Annotated in this window: 22 protein-coding genes and 1 tRNA gene; 6 read left to right on the top strand and 17 right to left on the bottom strand. The window is 63.3% G+C overall.

Annotated features, from left to right (window positions below; genetic code table 11):
- Positions 1-167: 167 nt before the first annotated feature.
- Positions 168-362, top strand: coding sequence for a hypothetical protein (locus JQ573_RS35865; protein ID WP_092114120.1), 195 nt, complete (start codon positions 168-170; stop codon positions 360-362).
- A 207-nt stretch (positions 363-569) separates the two neighbouring features.
- Positions 570-815 (top strand): hypothetical protein, encoded by a 246-nt coding sequence (locus tag JQ573_RS35860; protein WP_212319716.1) that lies wholly within the window; start codon positions 570-572, stop codon positions 813-815.
- 1268 nt (positions 816-2083) lie between these two features.
- On the opposite strand, the gene JQ573_RS35855 is transcribed toward JQ573_RS35860, so the two are convergent.
- The 4 genes from JQ573_RS35855 to JQ573_RS35840 form a co-directional block, all read right to left on the bottom strand.
- The gene (locus tag JQ573_RS35855; protein ID WP_212319718.1) at positions 2084-2266 is read right to left on the bottom strand and encodes a hypothetical protein; all 183 of its coding nucleotides are present in this window, start codon (positions 2264-2266) and stop codon (positions 2084-2086) included.
- A gap of 210 nt (positions 2267-2476) precedes the next feature.
- A tRNA-Lys gene (locus JQ573_RS35850) sits at positions 2477-2552 on the bottom strand.
- A gap of 179 nt (positions 2553-2731) precedes the next feature.
- Positions 2732-5560 carry a glycosyltransferase gene (locus JQ573_RS35845; RefSeq protein WP_212319721.1) on the bottom strand — a complete coding sequence of 943 codons (2829 nt, stop codon included), beginning with the start codon at positions 5558-5560 and terminating at the stop codon, positions 2732-2734.
- A gap of 193 nt (positions 5561-5753) precedes the next feature.
- Entirely contained in the window at positions 5754-6365 is a 612-nt protein-coding gene (locus tag JQ573_RS35840; protein WP_097672279.1) for a beta-1-3, beta-1-6-glucan biosynthesis protein, read from the bottom strand.
- Between the two features lie 244 nt (positions 6366-6609).
- Here JQ573_RS35840 and JQ573_RS35835 point away from each other — a divergent pair, with 244 nt between their 5' ends.
- Positions 6610-8238 carry a beta-(1-6) glucans synthase gene (locus tag JQ573_RS35835; protein ID WP_212319723.1) on the top strand — a complete coding sequence of 543 codons (1629 nt, stop codon included), beginning with the start codon at positions 6610-6612 and terminating at the stop codon, positions 8236-8238.
- Here the strand turns inward: JQ573_RS35835 and JQ573_RS35830 are convergent.
- Positions 8198-8578: a hypothetical protein gene (locus tag JQ573_RS35830; RefSeq protein WP_018271584.1), complete on the bottom strand. Its 381-nt coding sequence runs from the start codon at positions 8576-8578 to the stop codon at positions 8198-8200. The two genes, JQ573_RS35835 and JQ573_RS35830, sit on opposite strands and share 41 nt — an antisense overlap.
- Positions 8579-8673: 95 nt before the next feature.
- Positions 8674-10053: a hypothetical protein gene (locus JQ573_RS35825; protein ID WP_212319725.1), complete on the bottom strand. Its 1380-nt coding sequence runs from the start codon at positions 10051-10053 to the stop codon at positions 8674-8676.
- Between the two features lie 183 nt (positions 10054-10236).
- On the opposite strand from JQ573_RS35825, the gene glmU reads away from it, so the two are divergent.
- Complete coding sequence (gene glmU, locus JQ573_RS35820; RefSeq protein ID WP_212319727.1) at positions 10237-11595, top strand: bifunctional UDP-N-acetylglucosamine diphosphorylase/glucosamine-1-phosphate N-acetyltransferase GlmU; 1359 nt, start codon at positions 10237-10239, stop codon at positions 11593-11595.
- Positions 11596-11879: 284 nt separating this feature from the next.
- Here glmU and JQ573_RS35815 read toward each other — a convergent pair whose 3' ends face one another.
- From JQ573_RS35815 to JQ573_RS35805, 3 genes are all read right to left on the bottom strand, one after another.
- On the bottom strand, positions 11880-13463 hold the full coding sequence (locus JQ573_RS35815; protein WP_212319729.1) for a cation acetate symporter: 1584 nt from the start codon (positions 13461-13463) through the stop codon (positions 11880-11882).
- A gap of 15 nt (positions 13464-13478) precedes the next feature.
- On the bottom strand, positions 13479-13769 hold the full coding sequence (locus tag JQ573_RS35810; RefSeq protein ID WP_212319730.1) for a DUF485 domain-containing protein: 291 nt from the start codon (positions 13767-13769) through the stop codon (positions 13479-13481).
- Between the two features lie 78 nt (positions 13770-13847).
- Positions 13848-14798 carry a LysR family transcriptional regulator gene (locus JQ573_RS35805; protein ID WP_212319731.1) on the bottom strand — a complete coding sequence of 317 codons (951 nt, stop codon included), beginning with the start codon at positions 14796-14798 and terminating at the stop codon, positions 13848-13850.
- A 262-nt stretch (positions 14799-15060) separates the two neighbouring features.
- Between JQ573_RS35805 and JQ573_RS35800 the strand changes: the two genes are divergently transcribed.
- Complete coding sequence (locus JQ573_RS35800) at positions 15061-16116, top strand: carbon-nitrogen hydrolase family protein (protein WP_212319732.1); 1056 nt, start codon at positions 15061-15063, stop codon at positions 16114-16116.
- A gap of 65 nt (positions 16117-16181) precedes the next feature.
- On the opposite strand, the gene JQ573_RS35795 is transcribed toward JQ573_RS35800, so the two are convergent.
- Genes JQ573_RS35795 through JQ573_RS35785 form a run of 3 tightly spaced genes read right to left on the bottom strand, consistent with a single transcriptional unit; the run spans position 16182 to position 18074 of the window.
- Entirely contained in the window at positions 16182-16517 is a 336-nt protein-coding gene (locus tag JQ573_RS35795; protein WP_212319733.1) for a hypothetical protein, read from the bottom strand.
- Positions 16518-16572: 55 nt separating this feature from the next.
- Positions 16573-17847: a hypothetical protein gene (locus JQ573_RS35790; protein WP_212319734.1), complete on the bottom strand. Its 1275-nt coding sequence runs from the start codon at positions 17845-17847 to the stop codon at positions 16573-16575.
- The gene (locus tag JQ573_RS35785) at positions 17844-18074 is read right to left on the bottom strand and encodes a hypothetical protein (protein ID WP_212319735.1); all 231 of its coding nucleotides are present in this window, start codon (positions 18072-18074) and stop codon (positions 17844-17846) included. Before JQ573_RS35785 ends, JQ573_RS35790 begins: the two co-directional genes overlap by 4 nt.
- A 288-nt stretch (positions 18075-18362) precedes the next feature.
- Between JQ573_RS35785 and JQ573_RS35780 the strand changes: the two genes are divergently transcribed.
- A complete protein-coding gene (locus JQ573_RS35780; protein WP_212319752.1) occupies positions 18363-19157 on the top strand; it encodes an adenylate/guanylate cyclase domain-containing protein in 795 nt (264 codons plus the stop codon).
- A gap of 69 nt (positions 19158-19226) precedes the next feature.
- Here JQ573_RS35780 and JQ573_RS35775 read toward each other — a convergent pair whose 3' ends face one another.
- From JQ573_RS35775 to JQ573_RS35755, 5 genes are all read right to left on the bottom strand, one after another.
- Complete coding sequence (locus JQ573_RS35775; RefSeq protein ID WP_212319736.1) at positions 19227-21200, bottom strand: oleate hydratase; 1974 nt, start codon at positions 21198-21200, stop codon at positions 19227-19229.
- A 207-nt stretch (positions 21201-21407) separates the two neighbouring features.
- Positions 21408-21599 carry a hypothetical protein gene (locus JQ573_RS35770; RefSeq protein ID WP_249132679.1) on the bottom strand — a complete coding sequence of 64 codons (192 nt, stop codon included), beginning with the start codon at positions 21597-21599 and terminating at the stop codon, positions 21408-21410.
- Positions 21600-21650: 51 nt separating this feature from the next.
- A complete protein-coding gene (locus JQ573_RS35765) occupies positions 21651-22226 on the bottom strand; it encodes a hypothetical protein (RefSeq protein WP_212319737.1) in 576 nt (191 codons plus the stop codon).
- Between the two features lie 168 nt (positions 22227-22394).
- On the bottom strand, positions 22395-23609 hold the full coding sequence (locus JQ573_RS35760; protein ID WP_212319738.1) for a sensor domain-containing diguanylate cyclase: 1215 nt from the start codon (positions 23607-23609) through the stop codon (positions 22395-22397).
- Between the two features lie 246 nt (positions 23610-23855).
- A complete protein-coding gene (locus tag JQ573_RS35755; protein ID WP_212319739.1) occupies positions 23856-24971 on the bottom strand; it encodes an acyltransferase in 1116 nt (371 codons plus the stop codon).
- Positions 24972-24998 lie beyond the last annotated feature (27 nt).

Here is a 24998-nt window from a genome sequence, read left to right as displayed (position 1 = left end):
CGATCCGCGTAGCGCGCCCCGCACTGGTCACGGAGCAGTGATTATCAAATCACGCCTCCAGCAACACTCCGACCAGATCATCCCGCGTCCGCAACAATCTTGCCAAACTTTCACTAGGCCGTTGGCGCACTGAGTTCGAAGATGCAGATGAAATCGGACGAATCGCAATGACCGAACTTGAGGAGCTTCGCTACTTCGAGCACCAGTGCCTGGAGATGGCCAAGCAGTCCACGCTGCCGGATGCTCGACGCGCGCTCCAGATCCTGGCACGCAACTACGCCACGGCGGCCGAAATCCTCGAACGGCGCGCGCAATCCGCCAACACGGCGCTCGCCCAATTGTTTCGATGCCTGAGGCTCTGACGAGCGGCCGGGCCGGTACGGCTGCGGCGCCGTGCGGATGATCCTGGCCTTGTTGCCGGGGATGCCGCCACCGCACCAACAACGTTTCGTTAACTCGACTCACTCACGCTCCCCTTGGGCCGTCTGGATGGGCCGCTATGCAGAAGGCCGCCGCGATGAGTTTCGTGGCGGCCTTTTGGCTTCTGACAGTGCTGAGGGAGACGACCGATGGACTACGGCGCCTTCACCGACGCCAGCCTGAAGATGATGTACGAAGCCATCCGCGGTGCGCTCAAAGCCGACGATGAATTCGAGGCCAACGGCGAAGAGCCAAAATTCCGGGTCCGCTCGACGCCCGAATGGAAACGCCACGCCGGCAGTCTCGAGGCCGAGATGCTGAAGCGAGGGCTTCCGCTCGATATCATCGACTGGACGGGCGGTCAGGGCGAGCTGCCGCTGACGGTGGGGCCGTGAACATTTGCTCAGATGAGGGATGCGGCGGGCTCGTTGGCATGTGCTCTAGAAGAGATGCCGGGTATCCGAGGCGATCTCATCACGCTTGAGTGGGCTACTCTCCGCATAGAACATCCGCATCTTTGCCGCGAATTTGCGGGCAACTTCGGGCGGGATTTCGAGCGGCTTTGCTTGAGCATTGCCAACAGATAAGCGTTCCGCGCTGGCTTTGTGAATATGGAGACGGTGGCCGTAGAAACACGGGAATCTCGGGCGGGGAGAATAGGGTAAAATGCAGATGTGCGATAAGCGCTTCGAGGAGTTTTTACGTGCAAGTCATACGGAATGGATTTTTATCACTTCTGGCCTTGGGAGCATTGACCCTGGAAGGTCACGCTCAAACTGTGGTCGTAGCATTGGAGTGCGATTTTCCGCCAGCTTCAAGTGATGATTGGAACATGGCCGCGGCGACCCTGCAGTATTACGTTGATCCCGCAGGAGGCTGGAAGGTGGAGCAAGATTCCTTCTCCTTCGATGGCCCGACAAACATTACCATCGGTGGAAGAGACCACGCAGCTTCGCTTTCGATCACTATTTCTCGACAGTCAGGCAAAGCTACCAAAACCCTGTCGTCGGAACGGAAGTCCCTTACAATCAGCGGGGAATGTAGAAAGATAGACTCTTCCGGACGTAAGTTTTAGGCGTACCCGTCGGCTCAAATGCTCGAGCCGGCGAGCGGAAAAGCGGCGAAACTAGTTGCAAGTCGTGGTGGACATTATCCCGCGGTGCGCATGGTGTCGCAGACAACGGGATCGACCCTGGGCGCGACATAGGGGGCATAACTTCTTCCGCCGCCTCCGCCGGCAACAGCCGCGGTATGCGTCATTGCGACGTGATCTTTGTCGGCTTCCAGCGCCAGCCTTTGTGCTTCGCACCCCGTGGCGCCCAGCCGGGCTAGACACTCCTTGTAGGCGGCCCAAAGAGGCGTCATAGGCATTGTTTGCTTGGACTGTCCGCGCCACACCACATCCAGCCAGAGACAAGCTGATTGCAGCAAGCTGGCGCGACCACGACGGCGACGCGGATTGGGATGTAAAGATGGCGCGCGATCTTCTGTTCGAATTTGTCGGAGGAGAGCAGGGCGAGAGGTTGCGGGATCAGTTCAGCGTCTGATCTGTCCCGAAAAATTACGCCGCCGGGCCCGAAATGATTTGTCCCGGCGGCGCTTGTCTACATCTGGGACGTGAAATCCCCAGCCTCAAACATACTGCACCGTCTGTGCCACACGCTTATGACCCGCGCCGCCGCCGAAGGCCTTCGAGCGTCTGAGGGAGTTCGGTGATGATCTGGGTGAGCACCCACGCCAGGCCGGCGCCGATGGCTGCAGCAAGGTATCCGTTCGGCGTCCAGTGATAGGCAATGTTCGAGGCGATCACCCCGAAGATCACGAGCGATTGGAACAGGTGCCACATGGCGGCATCCTATCCCGGTTCGCCGAAGCTGTTCACCTTTGGCGATCAGCGCGGTCGCCGCGGCGATGAGCACCACCGTCAGTGTAGCGGTCCCAAGCACCACAAGGGCAATCGTCATTGCCGCACCTACTGTGTGCAGGGTGTGCGCAAGACGAAATCTGTAAGTCTGTCCGGAGGTCGATAAAAGTCGCTTAAGTATTTGATTTTGTTTGGTGAGCGCGGAGGGACTCGAACCCTCGACCCCATGATTAAAAGTCACGTGCTCTACCGCCTGAGCTACGCGCTCACTCACCTGAACATCGGATCCGGACGCGCAGGCTTCGAGCCGCTCCGGATCATGCTCCAGCCCGCGCTGTGTAGGGGGCAGGGCCCATCGGGTCAATAGCCGAGGGACGGTCAATTGTGCACCGTGAGGGCGGATTTGCCGTTCCGGTGCCTCGGGTTAGGCCGGTTTCTTGAAGTTAGTCAGCTGTCGTGGCGGATTTCCGAGCCGACCGGCTGCGACGGGGCGGCGACCGAGGGCAGGCTGACCGGGCGGAGCCCGATCAGTTCCGCCGTCCGGATCGCGCTGTTGCGCCAGAATGCGAACTCGTTGATCCGCGAATTCTCCAGGATCGCAATGGAAACCGCCGCAAGGAATGGCAGGCTTTGCAGCACCAGCACGCCGGCGAAGATGTAGATCTCGCGCACCTGCTTGTAGCCGTTGGTGACGACAAGCACGATGGCGCCGACCAGCAGCAGCACGCCGATCACGGCCTCCCAGAACGCCTGGAATTCGATCGACATCCGCGACAGGCCGCCCTTCGAAGTGCGGGCGAATGCGAGGTGCTCGGTGATCAGGCCCTGCGCCACCGCGCGCGACACCGTCCACTGCACGCTCATCGCCGCGATCATGGCGCCCAGCATCTGGGCCGCCTTGATGTTCACCCGCAGCCGGTAGAGCACCACGAAGTGCAACAGCGAGACGATGAAGGAGGCGATGATCGGCAGCGTCAGGATCTTGTCGGGGATCGCGATGTCGGCGAACGCGACGATCGGGACCCAGATCAGATTGAGGATCGCAACCACGACGCCGAGGCTTTCGGCGCCTAACCAGTTGAGCCAGCCCAGCGAGAACTCGCGGCGCTGGTCCGGGGTCAGCCGGCTCGCGCCGGGCAGGAAGCGCCGCCAGTGCTTCTTGACGATCTGGAAGCCGCCATAGGCCCAGCGGTGGCGCTGCTTCTTGAAGGCCTCATAGGTGTCGGGCAGCAGGCCTTCGCCGTAACGCACATTGGTGTAGTGCGTGAGCCAACCCTGCTGCTGGATCGAGAGACCGAGATCGGTGTCCTCGCAAATCGTGTCAGAGGACCAGCCGCCGGCCTTGTCCATCGCGGCGCGGCGGATTAGGCACATCGTGCCGTGCACGATGATGGCGTTGAACTCGTTACGCTGGACCATGCCGATGTCGAAGAACCCGGCATATTCGCCGTTCATGATGTAGTGCATCAGCGAGCGGTCGCCGTCCCGATGCTCCTGTGGCGCCTGCACCAGGCCGACGCGCGGATCGGCAAACGCCGGCACCAGATCCTTGAGCCAGTCCGGATGCACGACATAGTCGGCGTCGATGATGCCGATGATCTCGGCGTCCGCCGCGGTCCGCTCCATCGCAATCCGCAGCGCGCCGGCCTTGAAGCCCTGCACCTTCTCGGCATTGATGAACTTGAAGCGCTCGCCGAGCATCCGGCAGTGATCCTGGATCGGCCGCCAGAAGTCGGGATCGGGCGTGTTGTTGATGATGCAGACGCACTCGAAGTTCGGATAGTCGAGCCGCGACACCGCATCGAGCGTCTGCTTCAGCATCTCGACCGGCTCAAAATAAGCCGGGATGTGGATCGAGACTTTCGGGAACGTCACATTCTCGCCCATCGTGGCCGGTGCGAGGGTCGCGCTCCTGCCGATCAGCCGGCGCGGGCCGCGGCCGAACGCGACCGCTGCGATCTCCTCGATCCGCGCCATCGCGATCAGGACCAGCGGAACCAGCAGCACGAGGCCCAGGCTGAGCGCGAAGGCCGAACCCCAGACGAAATAGTGCGTGGTCCAGTACGAGAACACGGTCGCAACCCAGGCGCCGACACCGTTGGCTGCGGCCGACAGCAGCAGCGCCTGCATCACGGTTGGCTGGTCCAGCCGCAGGATCGGCAGCGACATGAAAAGGCCGACCAGCACGGCGACCAGCGCGATCTTCCAGTAGTTCAGATCGGTGACCGGGCCGGTCCAGGCGAACTTCGCCTCGCGGTCGGCATTGAGGATGCCCCAGTAGGGACCGACGCCGCCTTCAAAGAACTTCCACGGCTGATCGATGGCTTCGACGATGTTGTAGTCCATGCCGATGGCTTCGGCGCGCGCGACGAAATTGCGCAGCACGGTGGCCTGCTGGAATGGGCCGGGCTCGGCGCTGCGCAGATTGTAGCCCTGGCTCGGCCAGCCGAATTCGGCGATCAGGATGCGCTTGCCGGGAAAGGAGTCGCGCAGGAGGTTGTAGCGGTCGACCGCCTGATCCACCGCCTGCTTGTCGGTGAAGTTTTCCCAGTACGGCAGCACGTGCGCGGCGATGAAGTCGGACGAATTGGCGAGCTGCGGATGGTCGCGCCAGATGTTCCAGATTTCGCCGGTCGTGACGGGAACGTTGACCGACTTCTTGACGCGCTGGATCACCTTGATCAGCCGGTGCACGTTGCTTTCGGCGATCGCCCATTTGACGGCTTCGGACCGCTTGTCTTCGGGTTGCGTTTCCGCGTCGCGCAGGCGCTGCGCCTCCTCGCGGAGGATGCGCTCGGACTCCTCGGGCGGCACTCCGATCTCCGGAACCGAGCCGAGGTTTTCGAGCGGGACCTGCTCGCCGCGGAACACGGTTTCGTTGCCGACCACGATGCCGATGACGTTGCTGTTGCGCTTGGCCAGGTTGATCGCGGCTTCGATCTCGCGATTGTTGCGGTTGGCGTCCTTGTCGATCCAGGCGCCGACCGTGACCTTCATGCCGAACTCGGCGGCGACCGGCGGCACCAGCTCGTTGCCTTCGGTCGACGAATAGAGGCGGACCGCTTTGGTGAGCGTCGAGAGCTTTCGCAGGTCGGTGCGCACCTTCTCGCTGTCGGCGGCAACGTCCGCGACGGAGTGGCCGGACTCGAACGGGGCATAGGACAGGCTCGGCAACGTGCCACGGAAATCGGGCGCCGACTGCTTCTCCTGGAAGAGACCCCACAGGGCGGCGTGGGCGGCGGTGACAAGCAACAGGACGGCGACGACGGCGCGCATCGCGGTTAAACCATACGGGGCCTGAGATTGAGGACTAAGCGAACCCGTCCCCTGGGTTCGACCAACATAGCGGCGGAGGGAAAGATATCTCCGCCATCCGATTTAACAACTGGTGTGCCGCGATGGCGTTTTAAGGGCGCAAGCCGTTCCAGCCGCGAAAAAAATCGTGGCCGGATCCGATCGTGCGATGCGGCTATTTCGATGCCGGCGCCGGTGTCGCCGACGGGGTCGGCGCAGGCGAGGGCGAGGCGGCCGGCGCAGGCGCGGCATTGCCGGCCGTCGACGGCGCCGGGGTGGGCGCGGCTGCGGCTGCCGCGGCCTGCGGCTGGGCACCCGGGTTGATCCAGCAGGCGTGAATGCGGCCATCGAGGCTGCCGCGCACCTTGTCGTCGATCTGGGCGCCGAACCGGGTCAGGCAGCGGAAGGCGGCCTGGACGTGGCCGCCGGGGCAGCCGAACCGGTCATAGAGGTCGAGATGGCGGAAGGCGGTGTCGAGGTCGTCGTTCCACATCAGGCGGACCACGCGGCGGCCGAGCCAGACGCATTCCGGGTTGCCGGCCGGGCCGTTGATGGCCTGCTGGGCCTCGACGAACTCCTCGACCTTGCGCTGGTTGGCCTCCCGCACGGCGTTGGCATTGGCGTCGGGCTGTCCAGGCTGCTGTTTGGCCTGATCAGGCGGATTCGGCGTGCCGCTCTGGGCGAACGCGCCGCCCGCTCCGTTCAAGAGCGCGAGCGCTGTGACGAGGCCCGTTACGGCAAGATGGCGCAAAGCAGTGTTCTTCAACTCAAGCAGCCGTCGACGCATGCATTCCCCGATATGTTCCGGCCCCTGCGGGATCATCCTAACGGCTCGCGTGATGCCGTCCAAATAGGTCTCCAGTGCGGCGGAGACTCTGGCGGATTCCCATGACTGGAATTTGGTATTTTGTCCAGCAAACTCACAACTTTATCGACCCAGCGCAAAACTGTCGCAGGACAACCACGGTATTGACCGATTCCTGGACTTGGCAGACGGGCTATGACCGGCTAATTCGACGGTCCCCCGGAGGATGGAACCGATTTCGCTTCGTACGCCGCTGGCGCTTCTCCTGATCTCGCTCGCTGTGATTGCATCTGTGTGGTGGTGGCTCGCCACGCCGATTACCCTCGCGCGTGCGCCGATCGATCCTGCCGCAAAGCTGCAATGCGTGTCCTACACGCCCTTCCGCGGCGCCCAGACGCCGCTTGATCCGACCACGCAGATTCCGGTCGAGCAGATCGAGCAGGACCTCGCCGATCTCGCCAAGGTCACCGACTGCGTGCGGACCTATTCGATCGAGAACGGCCTCGACCAGGTGCCCGGCGTGGCGGCCAAGGTCGGGCTGAAGGTGATGCAGGGCATCTGGCTCAGCAGCAACCGCTTCAAGAATTTGCAGCAGATCGCAATCGCGGTCCGGCTCGCCAAGGAATATCCCGGCGTCGTCACCTCGCTGATCGTCGGCAACGAAGTGCTGCTGCGCGGCGAGATGACGGCCAACGATCTTGCCGGCAACATCCGTGCGGTGAAGGCGGCGGCGGGCAATCTCCCTGTCACCTATGCCGACGTCTGGGAATACTGGGTGAAGAACCGCGAGATCTATGACGCGGTCGATTTCGTCACCATTCACATCCTGCCGTATTGGGAGGACGTCCCGATCAAGGCGAAGTACGCCGCGGCGCATGTCGACGATATCCGCAAGCGGATGGCGGTGACGTTCCCGGGCAAGGAGATTCTGATCGGCGAGACCGGCTGGCCGAGCGCGGGGCGGATGCGGGAGGGCGCATTGCCGTCGCGCACCAACCAGGCGCGGGTGGTGTCCGAGATCCTCGATCTCGCCAAGCGCGAGGGCTTTCGGGTCAATCTGATCGAGGCCTATGACCAGCCCTGGAAGCGCAAGCTCGAGGGCACCGTCGGCGGCAATTGGGGCCTGTTCGATGCGGCCAAGCGGCAGGTGAAGTACCCGCCCGGCGTTGCGATCAGCAATTACCCCGACTGGAAGCTGCAGATGGCGGGCGGCATGGCGCTGTCCGTCGCGACCTTCCTCGCGGCCTGGCTGACGCTGCGCCGCCGGCCCTGGACACCGCGGCCGTCGGCCTGGATCGCGGTCGCGATTTCGGCGACGACGGCGGGGGCGCTGCTCGGGATCGCCGGCGACAAGATGTATTACGAGAGCTACGGCGTCGGCGGCTGGCTGCATTGGGGCGTGCTGCTCGCAGCCGCGATTGCATCGCCCCTATTGACGGCGCATGCGCTGATCGCCGGGCGCTCGCTGCCGACCTTCCTGGAGCTGGTCGGGCCGCGCGACTATCGCGGCAAGGGCGCGATCGGCGCGTTGCTGGCGATCGTGCTGGTCATCACCACGGTGATCGCAGCCGAGACCGCGCTCGGCTTCGCATTCGATCCGCGCTACCGCGATTTCCCCTATGCCTCGCTCACCATGGCGGTGGTGCCGTTCGCGCTGCTCACCATGCTCAATCGCCCGAAGGAAGGCATCCGGCCGCTCGCGGAATCCGTGTTCGCCGGCCTTCTGGCGATCGCCGCCCTGTTCACGATCTACAACGAGGGCACGATCAACTGGCAGTCGGACTGGACCTGCGTGATGTACCTCTTGCTCGCCGCTACGCTGTGGCGGGCGCGGGCCGCGCAAAACCCAGGATGAACAAGCCGATCGCAAGCCCCGACAACACGACGTTGTAGAGCACGATCCCGAGCCCGGCTGCGATCAAGCCGACGGTGAGCAGCACGATCGACGGCCGCGTCAGGTTCAGCACCGCAATTACCAGCGCGGTGATCCCGAACACCGAGTTCTTGAACAGCACGGTCGACAGCGCGCGGGCCTTGCAGAGCATGGTCTGCGTGCCGGCGTCGCAGGCCAGTGCAACCGGCGAGAATTCGATGGCGAGATAACGCACGTACAGCGCGTAGCCGACGGTGACGAAGCCCACGACCATCAGGAACTGGACCTGATAGGGGGAGAGGCGGAACGGAGGTTTTGTCATCGCGGCACTATGGTCGGGAACGGGGTTTCGGACAAGGCTCGGTCAGAGCAGCGAAATCGGTTGAGAATTTGGCCGCAATCCTTTGCCGGACATGATTATTGGCTGTTCCGCCGGAACATCGAGGAGATTGACGTCGGCTCCGGCTTCTTTTCCTCGGCGACCGGCTGCGCTGGCGGGGCGGCAGCGCGCCTCGGCGCGACCCGCCGGTGCGGCACAGCCGGCTTGGCTCCGGCGGGCGGCTCATTCAGGGCCAGCCGCTGGCCGTCATAGATCGCCGTCTCGCAGGTCCGCTGGACCAGGCTGAGGCCGGCGCAAATCCTGGCGGCGGTCCCGGCGTCGTTCAGCGGTCCGGCCACCAGGCGCAACTGCATGCCAAGCCCGTTGCTGTTCTCCTTGATGACGATGATCGGCCGCAGCGCAGCCAGCGGCGCGTTGGCCTTCGACTTCAAGAGGCTGCGCCAGAGCGCGCGCAGTCCATTGACCGAATTTGCCGTGCCGAGATCGACGCCGAACTCGGTGCGCTGGATCTGCGCCTTCGGCGCATCCTCTTCAACTTCGGAGTCCGGATCCGGGGTGATCACCAGCGGCGGGATCGGCGCGGCGTTGACATCGCTCGAGGTCGGCGGCTTGGCCGCTTCGGTCGCCTTGTTCGGCGCAGGATCGCGCGATGCCATCAGCAGCTTGTCCGCAGCCGGCGTGGCCGCGGGCGCTGGCGCGGCCGGTTTTACTTCGTCGGTACTGGCCGCGGCGGCCGCGGCGCTCATCGGACTGGCAACTGATGGGGCGGAGGCAGAAACCGGCGACGAGCTCTCGGGCGCCGACGGCTTCTCCCCGGCAACCTGCGGCCTGCTCGCGGCGGCCGCCGGCTTCTTGTCGGCCGCCATGGGCTTCTCGGCCGCAGCAATTGGCTTCTCGACCGGCGCCGGCGCCTTGCTGTCGATGGATGCCACCACCTTGTCGGTCGCGACCGGCTTGTCCGATGCGGCAGCCAGCGTCGTTGCGACGGCGGCAACGGCTGGTGCCGCCACTGCCGGCGCCGAATTGGCTGAAGCGGGCGGCGTAGCAGGCGCCGCTGCCGGAGTTGGTGGTGGTGCCGCCGGCTGTTTCGCGATGGCGCCGGTCACGGAGTCGAGCCCCTGTTCCAGCGTGGTGACGCGCGAATACAGCCGGTCGCGGTCGCCGTTGAGTGTATCGATCGCGGATGCCAGCCGGCGCGTCTCGTTGTGGCTCTCCTTCGCCAGCGTCTGCAGCTGCTGGGCCTGGCGCGCGACATCAGATGCGGCGACCTGGTCGCGCCGCAGCGTCAGCGCCGACTGGTTGGCCGTCACGGCGATGATGACGGCGCCGACCGCAGCCACGCCCCACGAGCCGAGCCGCCACAGCATGCGGCGATCGAAGGCATCCTCCTCGGCCAAAAAGCCGGTGGTGCTTTCGGTGTCGAAATCCGCCGCCAGATTGTCGGGATCTTTGGCCAAAGCCCGCTTGGCCCTCCTCAAGGCCCGCCGAATCACGAGGCAAAGATTAACAGGAAATGGACCGGGAACTTGAATCTGAGGGGCCACGGAGGCGAATCGGTTTCTTCTGCCGGGGAAAACAATTAAAGACGGCCTCAAAGAAAGCGCTGCGCAGCTGGCTGCGCGAACCGTCGAGGATGCCGAATGACTGCGCGTACGAGCCTGACAGTGGTGCTTGCGGCCGGCGAGGGCACGCGGATGCGCTCGTCGCTGCCGAAGGTGCTGCACCCGGTGGCCGGGCAGTCGCTGCTGGCGCATGTGCTCGATGCCGCCGCCTCCGGCGAGGGATCGCAGCTCGCGGTCGTGATCGGTCCCGACCACGAGGCGGTCGCCGCCGAGGCGCGCCGGGTGCGGCCCGATGCGCAGACCTTCGTGCAGCGCGAGCGGCTCGGCACGGCGCATGCGGTGCTGGCGGCGCGCGAGGCGCTCGCCCGCGGCGCCGACGACCTGCTGGTCGCGTTCGGCGACACGCCCCTGATCTCGGCCGAGACCTTTGCGCGGATGCGCGCGCCGCTGCGCGACGGCGCCGCGCTCGCGGTGCTCGGTTTCCACGCCGCCGACCCGACTGGCTACGGCCGGCTGGTGACCGGGAACGGCAAGCTGATCGCGATCCGCGAGCATGCCGATGCCAGCCCCGAGGAGCGCAAGATCACGCTGTGCAATGCCGGCGTGATGGCGTTCGACGGCAGGAAGGCGCTCGCGATCATCGAGAAGATCGGCAATGCCAATGCCAAGGGCGAATATTATCTGACCGATGCCGTCGGCATCGTCAGGGAATTGGGACTGGAGGCCGTCGTGATCGAAACCAGCGAAGACGAAGTTCGCGGAATCAACACCAAGGCGCAGCTCGCCGAGGCCGAGGCCGTGATGCAGGCGCGGCTGCGCAAGCAGGCGCTCGAGGCCGGCGTGACCCTGATCGCGCCGGACACCGTCTATCTTGCCGCCGACACCAAATTCGGCAAGGACGTTGTGATCGAGCCGTTCGTGGTGATCGGACCGGGCGTTTCGATCGACGAGGGCGCCGTGATCCATTCCTTCTCGCACATCGTCGAGGCCCGCATCGGCAAGAAGGTGTCGGTCGGTCCCTATGCGCGGCTGCGGCCTGGCACCTCGCTCGGCGACGGCGCGCGGATCGGTAATTTCGTCGAGACCAAGGCCGCGACGCTGGAGGCCGGCGTCAAGGTCAACCATCTCTCCTATGTCGGCGACGCCCATGTCGGCGCCAATTCCAATCTCGGCGCCGGCACCATCACCTGCAACTATGACGGCTTCCTCAAGCACAAGACGCTGATCGGCGAGGGCGCCTTCATCGGCACCAACACCTCGCTGGTCGCGCCGGTGACGATCGGCAAGGGCGCCTATATCGGCTCCGGCTCCGTTATCACCAAGGACGTCCCCGACGACGCGATGGCGCTCGAGCGCAGCGAACAGTCGATCCGCGAAGGCGGCGCCACCCGCTATCGCGCGGCGAAGCTGAAGGCGAAGGCTGCGAAGGGGAAGTGAGGACGTCGCGCGACGTTCACGACCCTGCTTCCGCGAAGATGCGTCGTCCCTGCGAAAGCAGGGACCCATACTCCGCAGCCGACGTTGGAGGCGGGACTCGTCGTTCCAGCATCGTGAAACAATGACCGTCGGTGGTTATGGGTCCCTGCTTTCGCAGGGACGACACCGAATGTTTAGCGCGGCCGGGGAGTCACACATTCGCGTTCCCGCGACATGATTGTCCGAGCCAATCAGCGCTAGGGGCCGTTCGTCCTCATTGAGGGTGGTCGTCCCCGCAGCGCTGTTCAGGCTGCACTCTTCACCTGGCCCTGCGCGCTGGTGTTGGGCTGAACCGGCCCGAGCAGGATGCGCCGCTGCATCTCGTCAAAGGCGAGATCGGCGTTCTTCTCCCGCGTCATCAGCGATAGCAGGATCGCGACCGCGAACGACAGTGGCATGCTGATGATCGCAGGATTGCGCAGCGACACGAACCACCATTGATGCTCGATCGCGGCCAGCGGCTTGCCGAGAATGTCGACCTGGATGGTCGGCGACAGATAGATCAGCACCAGCGAGCTCAGCGTGCCGACGAGAATGCTCGCCACCGCTGCAGGCGTCGTGAAGCGACGCCAGGTAATGGCGAGCACCAGCGATGGGAAATTGGCGGCGCAGGCGATCGAGAACGCGAGGCCCGCCATGAAGGCGACGTTCTGGCCCTCGAACGCGATGCCGAGAAAGATCGCGAAGATCGAAATCATGACGGTCGCGACACGCGCGACCCTGAGCTGCTCGGCCTCGGAAGCGCTGCCGTTGCGGATCACATTGGTCCAGACGTCGTGGCAGAGCGTGGCGACGCCCGACAGCGTCAGCCCGGCGACGACGGCGAGCATGGTCGCGAATGCGACCGCACAGATAAAGCCGAAGAAGGCATTGCCGCCGACCGCCAGCGCGAGCAGGGGCGCTGCCATGTTGCCGCCGCCTCCGGCCTTTGCCACCGCGTCGGCGCCGACCAGCACCATGGCGCCAAAGCCGATGATGAAGACCATCAGATGAAACACGCCGATCAGGCCGGTGGCATAGAGGATCGACAGCCGCGCGGCCTTGGCATCCTTCACCGTATAGGCCCGCATCAGCACATGCGGCATCGCGGCAGTCCCGAACATCAGGCCGAGCCCGAGCGAGATGGCATCCCATTGGCCGGAGACCACCTTGGATCCCGGCTGCAGGACCTTGGTGCCGTATTTCTCGGACGCCGCGGCGAACAGCTTGAGCGGGTTCATGTCGAAATGGGTCAACACGAGGAAAGCGAGCAGGATGCCGCCGCCCATCAGCAGCGCAGCCTTCACCACCTGTACCCAGGTCGTCGCCAGCATGCCGCCGAACAGCACATAGACCAGCATGACGCTGCCGACCACGACCACCGACCAGGTGTAGGGCAGGCCGAACAGCAGCTTGATCAGCGATCCCGTCGCGACCATCTGGGCGATCAGGTAGAACAGGATGACGGCAAGTGTCCCGACGGCGCCGGCGAGGCGCACCGGGCGTTGGCGCAGCCGATAGGCCACGACGTCGGCGAAGGTGAAGCGGCCGACGTTGCGCAGCGGTTCGACGATCAGGAACAGAATGATCGGCCAGCCGACCAGCCACCCGATCGAATAGATCATGCCGTCGAAGCCGTTTGAGGTGACGATGCCGGCAATGCCGAGCAGGGCGGCGGCGCTCAGGAAGTCACCTGCGAGTGCCCAGCCGTTCTGCCACGGCGTGACCTGGCCGCCGGCGGCGAAGAAGTGTTCGGTGGTGCGCGTGCGCCGTGCGGCCCAATAGGTGATCGCCAGCGTCAACGCCATGAAGGCGAAGAAGAACCCGATCGAAAGCGTGCTGCTGCCCATCTTGCTCTGGTCCCTTCAGCGAAGATTGCGGATGCCGGCATCGAACACCCGGTTCGCCCACAGCACGTAGACCAGGCAGAGCGCGAAGGAGGAGATGATGACGAGCGGGCCGAGCACAATGCAGAGCGACAGGCCGGGCATCAGGATGGTGCCGAGCAGCGGCTTGTCGAACGCGAACAGCCCCATGAAGCTGAAATAGATCACGATCATCGCGGCACTAAGCACGAGCGCGACGATCAGCCGCTTCTTGGCCAAGGCGCTGACGCTGGGCGCCGGATCGGTATTGCCGGGAATAACCACGTTCATGCTTGCCCCCTCAAAACTTCAGCGCGCGCGACCTTGCGCCAATCGGACGAGCTTCAGCCGGGCTCCGATGGAAGGGAACTATGGATTTTTGCAATCTGCCGTGCGCGGCTGCGGCAGGGCGTCGGCCAGCGTGACCTGCATGTCGGGGTCCTGCTTCAGGGTATTTTTCAGAAACGCGCGGACGGCGCGGATGCGCGGGGCAAATTGCAGGTCGCTGTGGACGTTGAGCCAGACCTCGCGAACGGTGCCGGCGAGGGCGGGCAGCACGGGGACCAGATCGGGCCGGTCGTTGGTGGCAAAGCTCGGCAGCATGACGATGCCGAGGCCGCCCGCCGCGGCGTTCATCTGTGCGATCATGCTGTTGGAGTGGAATGCGACCTTCGGCTCCTCGATGACGTCGGCGAGCCAGCGCACCGAATCGACCTGGATCAGGTCCTCGATATAGGAGACGAACCAATGATCCCCGAGGTCGCGAAGGCTTGCAGGTATGCCGTGATTGTCGAGATAGCTCTGGCTCGCGAATAGCCCGAGCCGAAACTTGCCGATGCGCTCGGAGATCAGGCCCGGACCGGGTGGCCGGAAGAAGGACACGAACAGATCGGCCTCGCGCTTGTGCACGTAGACCGTCTGCGCGGAGGTGACGAGTTCGACGGAGAGTTGCGGCGCGGTGCGCCGCAGTTTCGCAAAGCGTTGCGCCAGATAGAGCGAGGCGATCCCCTCCATGGTGGCGAGCCGCACGGTCCCGACGAGTTCCTGGGTGTCGCTGGCGCTGGCCTCCTCGCGAATGGCGATTACCGCGCTCTCCACCCGCTCGGCATGACGCAACAACCGCTCGCCGACTTCGTTGAGCTTGAGCCCGGTACGGTGGCGTTCGAACACCGCAATCCCGAGCGAAGCTTCCATCTGGGCGATCCGCCGGCTCACGGTGGAATGATCCAGCCGCAGCCGCTTTGCTGTCTGACTCAAATTTCCGGCACGAGCGGCGCAGAGAAAGACCCGCAAATCGTCCCAGTTGATCGTATCGAACATGACCTGCCTCCGGATTTACGGCCCCTGTCAGCAAAGCAATTCCCGTTCCAACGCGCCGACGGCTCCGATCCTTCGCAACCGACCTTGCGACAATTCCCATGCATGCCGGGAAGGCCGTGATGATACCGCTTCGCCTCCCTAGTCCTAGAGCTTTTCCGTTCCGATTGGATCGGAACGGAGCTCTAGATTTTGTTTTGACGCGTTTTCTTCGCGCGAACCGGTGTCCACTTCGCGGGAAAACGCTCTAGCCGGGATTTTCGTCATGCTCCCTCGTTTCAAGGCTGCTGCTGTCCACGCCGCGCCCGTCTTCCTCGACAGCCGGGCGACCACCGAAAAGGCGATCGCCATCATGCGGGAGGCAGCCAGGGCCGGCGCCGAGCTGATCGCGTTTCCTGAAACCTACATTCCCGCCTTTCCGGTCTGGGCCGCGCTGTGGCCGCCGATCGACAATCACGATCTGTTCGTGCGGATCGCGGAGCAGTCCGTGCTGGTGGACGGACCGGAAGTGGCGCGGCTGTGCGCCGAGGCGCGCGGCCTCGGCGTCACCGTCTCGATCGGCATCAGCGAGCGCTCGGCCGTCAGCGTTGGAGGGCTGTGGAACTCGAACCTGTTGATCGGCGAGACCGGCGAAATTCTGGTTCATCACCGCAAGCTGGTTCCGACCTTCTATGAGAAGCTGGTGTGGTCGTCGGGGGATGGTGCGGGTCTCAAGGTCGCGGAGACACGGCAGGGCCGGATCGGTGGGTTGATCTGTGGCGAGAATACCAATCCGTTGGCCCGCTTCGCATTGATGGCGCAGGGTGAACAGGTGCACATCTCGAGCTGGCCGCCGATGTGGCCCACCCGGCGTCCGGCAGGCGGCGGCAATTTCGACAACGTCGCCGCCAACCGCATCCGGGCCAGCGCCCACTGCTTCGAAGCCAAGGCATTCGGGATCGTCACCGCCGGCTACATGGACCAGCCGATGCGGGCCTTCCTCATTGAACGCGACAGAACCATCGCCGACGTGATCGACCAGACGCCACGCGCGGCGAGCTTCTTCGTCGATCCGACGGGTGGTGTCTTTGGCGATGAATTGCAGGACCAGGAAGGGATCGCCTACGCGGAGATCGATCTCAATCGCTGCGTCGAGCCGAAGCAGTTTCACGACGTCGTCGGCTACTACAACCGCTTCGACATCTTTGGCATGACCGTCGACCGCAGCCGCCTAACCCCGGCACGATTTCGCGATGAAGAACAACCCCTCGCGGCAGCCCAAGACGCGGCAATTCCAGACACCGATACCGACGCTGTATCGAACCGGCAGGGGGTGAGGTGACCAGGTTGAATCGCAGTCGCAGCTCTAGCCCCCGACGGCGGTTCGAGCGACTGCGCTGCCGGTGTTCATGGGAAGCCGGGAGGGGGCGGTACGCGAGCTGCCGTGAACGCTTGAATCATATTGGCTTTCTTGTTCGCCATGTTAGCTCGCTGGATCGGATCTAGCTGACTCCACGTTCCAGCCATCGCCGACACATCGCTGACCCACACATTCGAAGGCGCAATGCCTGGTGGCGGCAAGTTGCGGATGACGACGTCAAACTGGGATTGAAAGCGTCTGGCTCGATTGATGGCGATCACCACGGAAATAACAAGCCATGCCAATCTCAGAAGAAGGACTAGAATGGGCAATGCGAAGAGGATCGGCAAATAGTAAAGCAAGCCACTCAGATCATTTTGCACAGCAACCTCCCTGAATGAGTTTCGCAATATCGAGGCGCACTACGCCGTGATGCAGCTAGACGATCCGAATACTCCTGAGCTTTGAACGCACGACTTCAGATAGTTCCGATTTGTCGGAGTACAGCTCCACGGAAAGCTGAGCAATTTCCGGAAACAGCCTAGTCCTCTCCCATGTTGCGCGATCGTGGCATAGGAGGAGAGGGCGGCCGAGAATTCGAGCAACGCCGAACTCCAGGCAGACGTTGGACGTCACCCCGGTCAAATCGACAACGATAAGGGACGCCCGTCCGATACCATTCCAAATGCGATCCAGAATCTGCAAATCACGCTCGGTATCACCACGTTCGTAAATGACGTGCGGCTCGCATGCCTCTCGTACCCCCTGGGTCACCCAATCCGGGCGATTGAACTGCAAAACGTGGAAGCAGTGGCGTCGATCATGATCGGGATACGCCGGCCGAAAGGAGGAGATTTCGGTTCTGTAGGCGCCGCCGGGTCGACCGACATGACTGTCGATGGCGCGCCGTATCGCAATTGGGTCGACCTCGAACTTGCTGCATCTCTCCTTGAGACGTTGCGCCGTATGCCGGGTCCACCCGTCGGCTGGCGGATCAACGTCGAGCGTGTAACATGCCGCCGCTCCGACGAGATCCTGATCACGTGGGTCGTTCGGTATCTGGAGCATGGCGGCGGTCAGTGAACTGGCCGCAGAGTGGAGCGATGCTTCTACGCTGCGATCGAAGGGAGCCACGCATACGTCGAACGGCAACTCCAGGGCGCAATCAGTGATGACGAAAATGACGCGGCTGATCGCCAACGCGAAACCCATTGCATAGCAGGCTCTCGGCCAGACCGTGTCACGCTCGGATTCCCTCAAATCGATCAGCAGAATTTCCGCGGTCGCGACCTGACGCCAAAGATCTTGTTCAGCCGGTTGCCCCGCGACAGGTTTGTTCGGCCGCAGACCCGCTTCTTTTGCCACGAGCTCCAGCTCGGTATACCCCTCCCCAGCCACGATCGCGCAGGCGTTCGGGTCCGATTGCAGAGGGGGCCAGGGACACCGGACAATTTGCAAATGGCACCGGCGGGCATATTGCCGCAACGATTGCGCAACGGGTCTAAGATGATCCCGTTCCAGCCGCAAAAGCACATCGAGGGAGGCGGCATCCCTGATCGCAGCACCAGTTTCAGCAGCCCTTCTGTAGAGCTCGAATATCTCGGCGCTTTCCTCGGTGGCCTTCATGGGTTCGGCCACCAGCAACCCGGCCGCGTGCACCAAACCTCGTGCCGCGGTTCGGATTGCTTCGGTTCGCCCGTCGGTCAAGATCAACGCGGTTCTTGAGCGAAAGTCGCATTCATGCGCGCCATCACTCTCTTCATCTCGACCACTCGATCCTCGAGGTCTGGAAGGGCGCGGGCTCGATCGAAGTCGGCCATGATCCCGCGCAACGCGGCAAGGCGTTCGCCCGAAATCTCGCCTTTTCTGAAGCGCTCTTCCATGACAGGGATCAACATCGCCCGCATGAGTTCAATTTGCTGCTCGAAATCTTCAGCCATTGCAAAGCTCCCAAGCGAAATAAACCTTAGGGTGCATTATTTCTATGGCTAAATCCAGACAACTATCGGTGAACTGTTTGGCCTGCTTCATGCAGACTGCGCCACACCAGTGACGCTAAGGTCTCGGATCAAGGCGAATAGTGCCGTCGTGAGTGTTGATTGCGTACGCGGTCGAGCACGGGCGCCGTCGGCAAATATTCGGTTCAGGGGGCCTGTTGCCAATGCGGGAATGTGTGACTACGCTTGCCCGATAAGCCCCAAAGCGCTCGTTCGATCGGCCGGACGCTCATGCCCAAATTCCTTCGCATCGGAGTCCATCAGTCGAACGTGTCCGGATACACGTCAAAGGCATGGTGCATTCGACGGTCTGGCTCGACGGTCTTCCTGAAATGGGGCGCCGTGGTGGTTCAAGGCGCCGGAGCCGGACGAAAGGTCTACTGGACGTTTCCACCGCAGGAAAAAACCATTCGCTGCCGCACGGTGCAGCGTGCCCAGGACTATACAAGGGCGGCCGTCGCGCGGCGGCGCAGCCATAGCTATGAACCGCTGACGGGAAATATTGCGAACCGGCGTCGAACCGCCGATCGAGGCTCGGAGCTCAAACAGGCGCTCGCCACGATCCTCTTTGTCGACATCGTCCGATCCACCGAAAAAGCCGCGCGGCTCGGCGACTCGCGCTGGGCAACGGTGATGAATCACTACTACGCCGCCGTTCGCCGGGAACTGAAGGCCTTGCGCGGTAAGGAGGTCGTGACGACGGGAGACGGCGTGCTGGCGACGTTCCGCGCGCCCGCAGCCGGGATCAGTTGCGCGACCGCAATCGTCAAGGCCGTCCGCACGCTCGGGCTCGAGATCAGGGTGGGACTACACGCCGGCGAATACAAGGTCAGCGGCGCGGAGGTGATCGGTCTCGCGTTTCACATCGGTGCGCGCGTCGCCGCCAAGGCACGTGCCGGCGAGGTGCTGGTCTCGAGCGCAGTCAAGGACCTGATGCCAGGGTCAGCCATCCAGTTCAAGGATCGCGGCGCGCACCAGCTCAAGGGCGTGCCGGAGCGATGGCGGCTCTACCGGGTCGAACCTTAAGGCGTCCGGCAGGAACTGGACTCGGGTGTTGCGATCAACGCGGACGTGACACGCTCATGACGGCATGCGCTAACCCTTGCGGGTCGAGATGCTCTCTCGAATTCGTTCCAGCCAGCCGATGATGGCGCCGAGCGCCTGATCCCCCTTGCCGAGAAGTCCCGCCAGTTCGCGCTCCGCGCTGCCGCGTCGCGTGGAGTCGGGTTCGGGCAATGGCGGAAGAATGTGGGCGTAGTACGTCTTGTCGAGCAGCCGGTGCAGCAGGCGTTCACCCGGGAATGGTTCGTTGTTGTTCAGGGCACGGGCCCCCTTCAGGATGGTGCGGATATCATATTGCGTAGGGCTGATGTCCGGCACCTGCTTGGGGAGTTTGAGCAGCGTATACACCGCGACCCGCGCGGTGCGGACCGAACTGTCCATCGTGAAGATGATGTCGTTCGACGTTTCCACGAACTGGCCCATCAGCCCCAGATTGGTGCAGCCCGCGGGGACCGGATGCGGCCGGTCGCCTGCCGCGCGGGGCATGAACATCGCGGTGATGTAGGGCATCAGGGCGAGGCGGGCCTTGGTGTTCGCCACCACGGCGTCCAGCTTGTCCTCGATGCCGAGGTGATAGCAGAGCTCCGCCAGGATTTCGCGGCCGGTGCAGGCCGGCATCGGCTTCTTGACGTAGTTGCCCTCCTTGTCCATCAGCAACGCATAGACCCAGACGACCAGGACGTCCTTGGGCTGGGTCGGAAAGTGCGGCTGTCGGTTGCAGGTGAAGCTGAGCACCCAATTGGAGTCGGTGAAGGTGATGATCCCGCCGGTGACCGTCTTGCCGGAATAGGGATCGTTGACCGAAAGCTCCTTCAGGCGGTCGACGAAGGGCGACGGCTTGCAAGTGAGGGTGACCGACTCCCACATCGACTTGTCGACATTGCCGTAGAATTTTTCGGGCTTGCCGAAGATCGGCGATTTCTTCGCCAGGTTCGTCCACAGCGTCCAGTCGCTGGCTTCGCCCGGATCATGCTTGCCGCGCGCAAGAACCGGGGCGTGGTCCATGTCGCCATAGGCGGTGCCCTCGGTCATCGATCCCGTGAGCGCAAAGACGAGGTCTTTCGGACCGACCGGAATCCTGGTGTCGGCGCCGCACACCTTGGCGTGGATCGCGGTCACCGTGCGAGCATCGCCTTCGACCTTGATGTCGAGATCGTGGACCCGCGTATCGAACTGCACCTTGACGCCGCGTTCGCGCAGATGGATCACCAGCGGACGGACGAAGCTGTCGAACTGGTTGTACTTCGGGAAGATCAGCGCCGACATGTCGGTCAGCCCGTCGATCGCATCGAGGAAGCGATGCATGTAGAGCTTCATTTCGAGCAGGCTCTGCCAGTTCTCGAAGGCAAACATCGAGCGCCAGAGGAACCAGAAATTGGTCTGGAGGAAGCCCGGGCTGAAATATTGCTCGATGGTGATGTCGTCGAGATCCTCCTTGCGCTTCAGGAGCAGGCGGATCAATTCCCATTGCTGCGGCTTCGACAGGCCGAGCGTCGAGAAGTCGCGGATCTGGCCGCGCTTGTGCATCAGCCGCGCCTTGGAGAAGTTCGGATCGTTGTCGTTGACGAGTCGGTATTCGTCGAGAACGCTGTATCCTTCGGGCAATTCGAGCGCCTGCACGTCCTGGAACATGTCCCAGAGATTGTCGTAGTTCCAGTTCATCTCGCGGCCGCCGCGGATGATGTAACCGTTCTCGGGATCGCCGGCGCCGTCGAGCGAACCGCCCTCGATGTGCATCGTGTCGAGGATGGTGATGTCCTCGCCCTTCATGCCGCCGTCGCGGATCATGTAGAAGGCCGCGGCCAGTCCCGCGATGCCGCTGCCGATGATCCAGGCCTTGCGGGCTTCGACCGGCCCCTGTGGCACCGGACGGTTGCGCATGTAGGCGCCCATCATGTCCGGCGGTGGCAGCGTGTTGTGGCTGCTGTTGTGCCAGTAGCGGCTGGACGCGTCGGTTTCGACCTCGAAGGAATTGGGAGAGGTGCTGGAAGATGCGACGTCAGTCATGGCGGCCTCGCTGGAACGCGTTCAGTTGACCCTGACTGTAGCGGTCCGACCTGTCAATTTCATGGCCCCCGGGAGGTATTCGCGGAAGCTGCAACCAGTGCGCGATGCGTCATTGCGGCAATCAGGTATCCCTGAACCGAACGCGTTCCCGTCGCGCCAAATTGTCTGCACGTCCGCGCTTGGACCGTCGTCAGGGCTTCGTCGCGTCTAGCGCGCACCGAGGATGCGCTGCCATAGCGTGCCGCCGAGTACCTTCCAGCCGAGATAAAAGTACAGCACGATCAGCGCGAACAGCAGCAGCGCGGGGCCGCCGGTCAGGCTGAAGCCGTTGGCCGGTGGCGGCGCCGATGGCGTAGCCGCCGCCGAAGAACACGGTGATGAAATCGAGCAAGCCGGCAAGGCCGCGGCGCCAGAACGGTTTTGCGAGGGGCGGTGGCTGTTCGGTCGACATCAAAGATTGCTCTCTGGCCGCTGTTGGTGCTGCTCAAGCACTTGCGCAGGAGAACTGGCACGGATCTCACGTCCGCGCAGTTTCCGGGTTTTGAACAGTCCCATGATTGCGGGCGGCCCGGCAAAGCCGGCCACCACCAAAACGACGGCCCAGACGCGCGTCAGATCGCTCAATTCGGCCATGCCTGCCGATATGACAAAGCCAGCGGCTGCGGCCACCCATTGCGATGAGGCGAAATCCTTCTCCTTGTCGATCGGCAGAGCCGCCCAAAGTCTCAGCACCCCTGCACCAACCAAGACCCAACCGCTAGACAGGACCCCCGTGTAAATATACGCCGCTTCGTGCCCCTCGAAAGGAAACCAATTCTTCAAGGTGTTTCCGTGGAACGAGAACCAAAGCAATTGGCCGTCCTTAAAGCCAAAAAACAAATTCACCACGCCGATCACCAGCGTGAATAACCCAAACAGAAAGCCGGATGTTCCGCTCAATTTGGCCGCTCTCGACGCACTCAGATCGGTTGATTGCGTCAATAGTCGGCGTCCGCACAGAAACGCCGAGAGAACAATCGCCGCCAATACAATCCTTGATTCCACGCCCCTGACCCGCCTTGGACGCACGTGTCGCCAATCAATTCTGAGCTAGCGGCCCTTCGTCGCGCTGCCTTGAAACTATCTCCACCGTGTCGTTGCGGCGAGAAGAATTTCGAATGTGTCGGCAGTCTTGCCGAGAAGCCGCGCCGCCGCTCAGGTGAAGGCGACCTCGATCCGGTTGTCGGCCTTCGCGGTGATGCAGCAGGCCCGCGACAGCGCGTCGGCGGCGATCGCGAGCTTGAACTGGTCGGGAATGCCTGAGATCGACAGCACCTCGATCGTCGCGGTGTCGCGCGACAGGCCGCGCACCGTGCAGTCGATCGTGGAATGGCCGGCGTTGAAGCTGATCTTGCCGGCCTTGAACACGCGCCGCGCGGTCGGCGCAATCGACGGCGCCCGGTCGACCCAGGCCAGCGCCTGGTTGCGGCCGGCCTGCTTGGCGCCGTACATCGCAAGGTCGGCGTTGCGCAGCATGTCGTCGAGGCAGTTGCCGGGCGAGAGCACCGCGCCGCCAAGGCTGCAGGTGACACCGATCGTGCCGGCCGGCGTCTCGATCCGCGTTGCCGCGACGGCGGCGCGCACCTTCTCGAGCACGCCCATCGCCTGGTCGAGCCGGGTGTGCGGCAGCAGGATGCCGAATTCTTCGCCGCCGAGCCGGCCGATCACGTCGGAGCCGCGCAACGCGCGGCGCGCGGCATCCGCGACCGCCGCCAGCACCATGTCGCCGACGGCGTGCCCATAGGTGTCGTTGACCTGTTTGAAGTGATCGACATCGAGCACGGCGCAGGCAAGCGGACTGAGATGCCGCGCGGCGAGCGCGGTCAGCCGTTCGCCTTCGCCGCGGAAGGCGCGCCGCGAGGAGCAGCCGGTGAGCCCGTCCTGCATGCTCAGGTTCCGCAGCATCATCTCGTCGACGGCGATCGCGGCGAGGTCGGTCAGCATGCTGACGGCATCGGCATCGAACTCGCGGGGGCGCGTGTCCATCGCGCACAGGGTTCCGACGATCGCACCTGAGATCTTGAGTTGCGCGCCGGCATAGAAGCGGATGAATGGCTTACCGCGCACGAAAATATTGTCGGCAAGGCGCGGGTCGCGCTGCGTGTCGGGAATGATGAAGGGATGGTCCTGCGCGATCGCAAAATTGCAGAGTGCAGGTCCGCGTGCGGTCTCGCGATCCGCCATGCCGTCCGAGGCCTTGAACCATTGCCGATGGCCGTCGATCAGCGTCAGCGTCGACATCGGCACGCGAAAGATCTTGCGGCACAGCCCGGTCAGGCGATCAAAAGCGAGTTCACGCGGCGTATCGAGGATGTCGAGTTCCGCCAGGACATCGAGGCGCTGCGTCTCACGGTCGTGCGTGGCTTGCATCAGGGCACCTCCGGCGGCGGCACCCTCTCCGAAAGCCGTTAATGCTGCGTTGACGTGACGCGCTGCGTTTGCCGCCGGCGCTTTCGCCCATCTTGGGAACCGCGGTGCAAAACCGGCGGCATCCTGACCGATCGGCATCGGATTGCGCGGCATGCTGCGGGCGTGCCGCGTGGCGCCGCGCGCAGCGGTGGGAACCGTGATCGAACAGTTGATCGGCGGCTTCGAAGCGCTGTTCGGAATCGATCTTTAGCCGGCGCGGTATGCCGCACCGTCCAGCACGTCCGGCCGCTCGCCCGCATTGGACGCCGGAGATCTGCGGACCGAATGAATTTTGAAACGCAGTGCCGGTTGCTCGACGGCGAACCACGTCGCAATCGCGGCGATGGCCGTCGTCACGATTAGGAGGACTGCGGCCGAAAAGCCCTGCCATCCGAAGGCGTGCAGGAGCATCACGACCGGCATATGATGCAGATAAATGCCGTACGATATGTCGTTGCCTGCGAGCGGCTTTGACAGATTGGTCCAGGTGAAGGCCGCGGACATGACGCAGCAGGCAAGAAGGATCGTCAGCGCGGTCGATTGCAGCGTCGGCGGACGATAGAACGCAATGCCGTTCTGATCACCGATCAGGACGACCATCTCGGCATACAGCAACGCCCACAGCATGAACTTGCCGCGGAATAGCCGGTCAATTCGCGGCCAAAGGAGCGAAAATATCGCGCCGATGCCGAAGAACCAGAAATAGAACAGCGGGTTTGTCACGCGCGTGCTGTCGTCGGTCACGGTGACGGTGGCCAAGTAGTGCGAGTAGATGGTCGCGGCAAACATCACCGCGACCGAAGCCCACCGGCGGCGCCTGATCGGCGGCAGCAAGATCGCGGGGACGATCAGGTAGAAGCCAAGTTCGAGCTCGATGGTCCACAGCGCGGTTGTCGGCAGGAAAGGCAGGGCGTCGTTCCAGGCGAACGGGTATGGCGACAGCAGCCAACTGGTGACGGCATCGGAGCCGGTGGCGAGGACGACGGTCCAGTATCGCAGAAACTGCGGGCTGAGGAGCGACCCGATCGGCAACGCCCCGAACCCGATAAGCAGGGCGAGGATGATCGCGAGATTGAGCCAGAGCCCAGGATAGATGCGCAGGCAACGATTGCGCAGATACACGCCGACGTCTCCGTCGTTACGGAAGAAGGTGCCGGTGATCAAGTATCCGCTGATGATGAAGAAGATCGGAACGCCGGACGTATAAGCGACCAGCAGGGGCAGTGGCCTCGCCCAGGGAACCTGCAAATAGGCAGCATGCTGCAGCACCACGTTAAAGGCCGCGAACAGCCTTAAAACGTCAAAATTATTCCTGTGGTCCACTTCGCCCCCAGCCAGAGCAAACGCACT

Source organism: Bradyrhizobium sp. AUGA SZCCT0105 (assembly GCF_018129565.1).
GTDB lineage: Bacteria > Pseudomonadota > Alphaproteobacteria > Rhizobiales > Xanthobacteraceae > Bradyrhizobium.
Note: the sequence above shows the minus strand (reverse complement) of the source record. Positions and strands in the feature narration are given on the sequence as shown.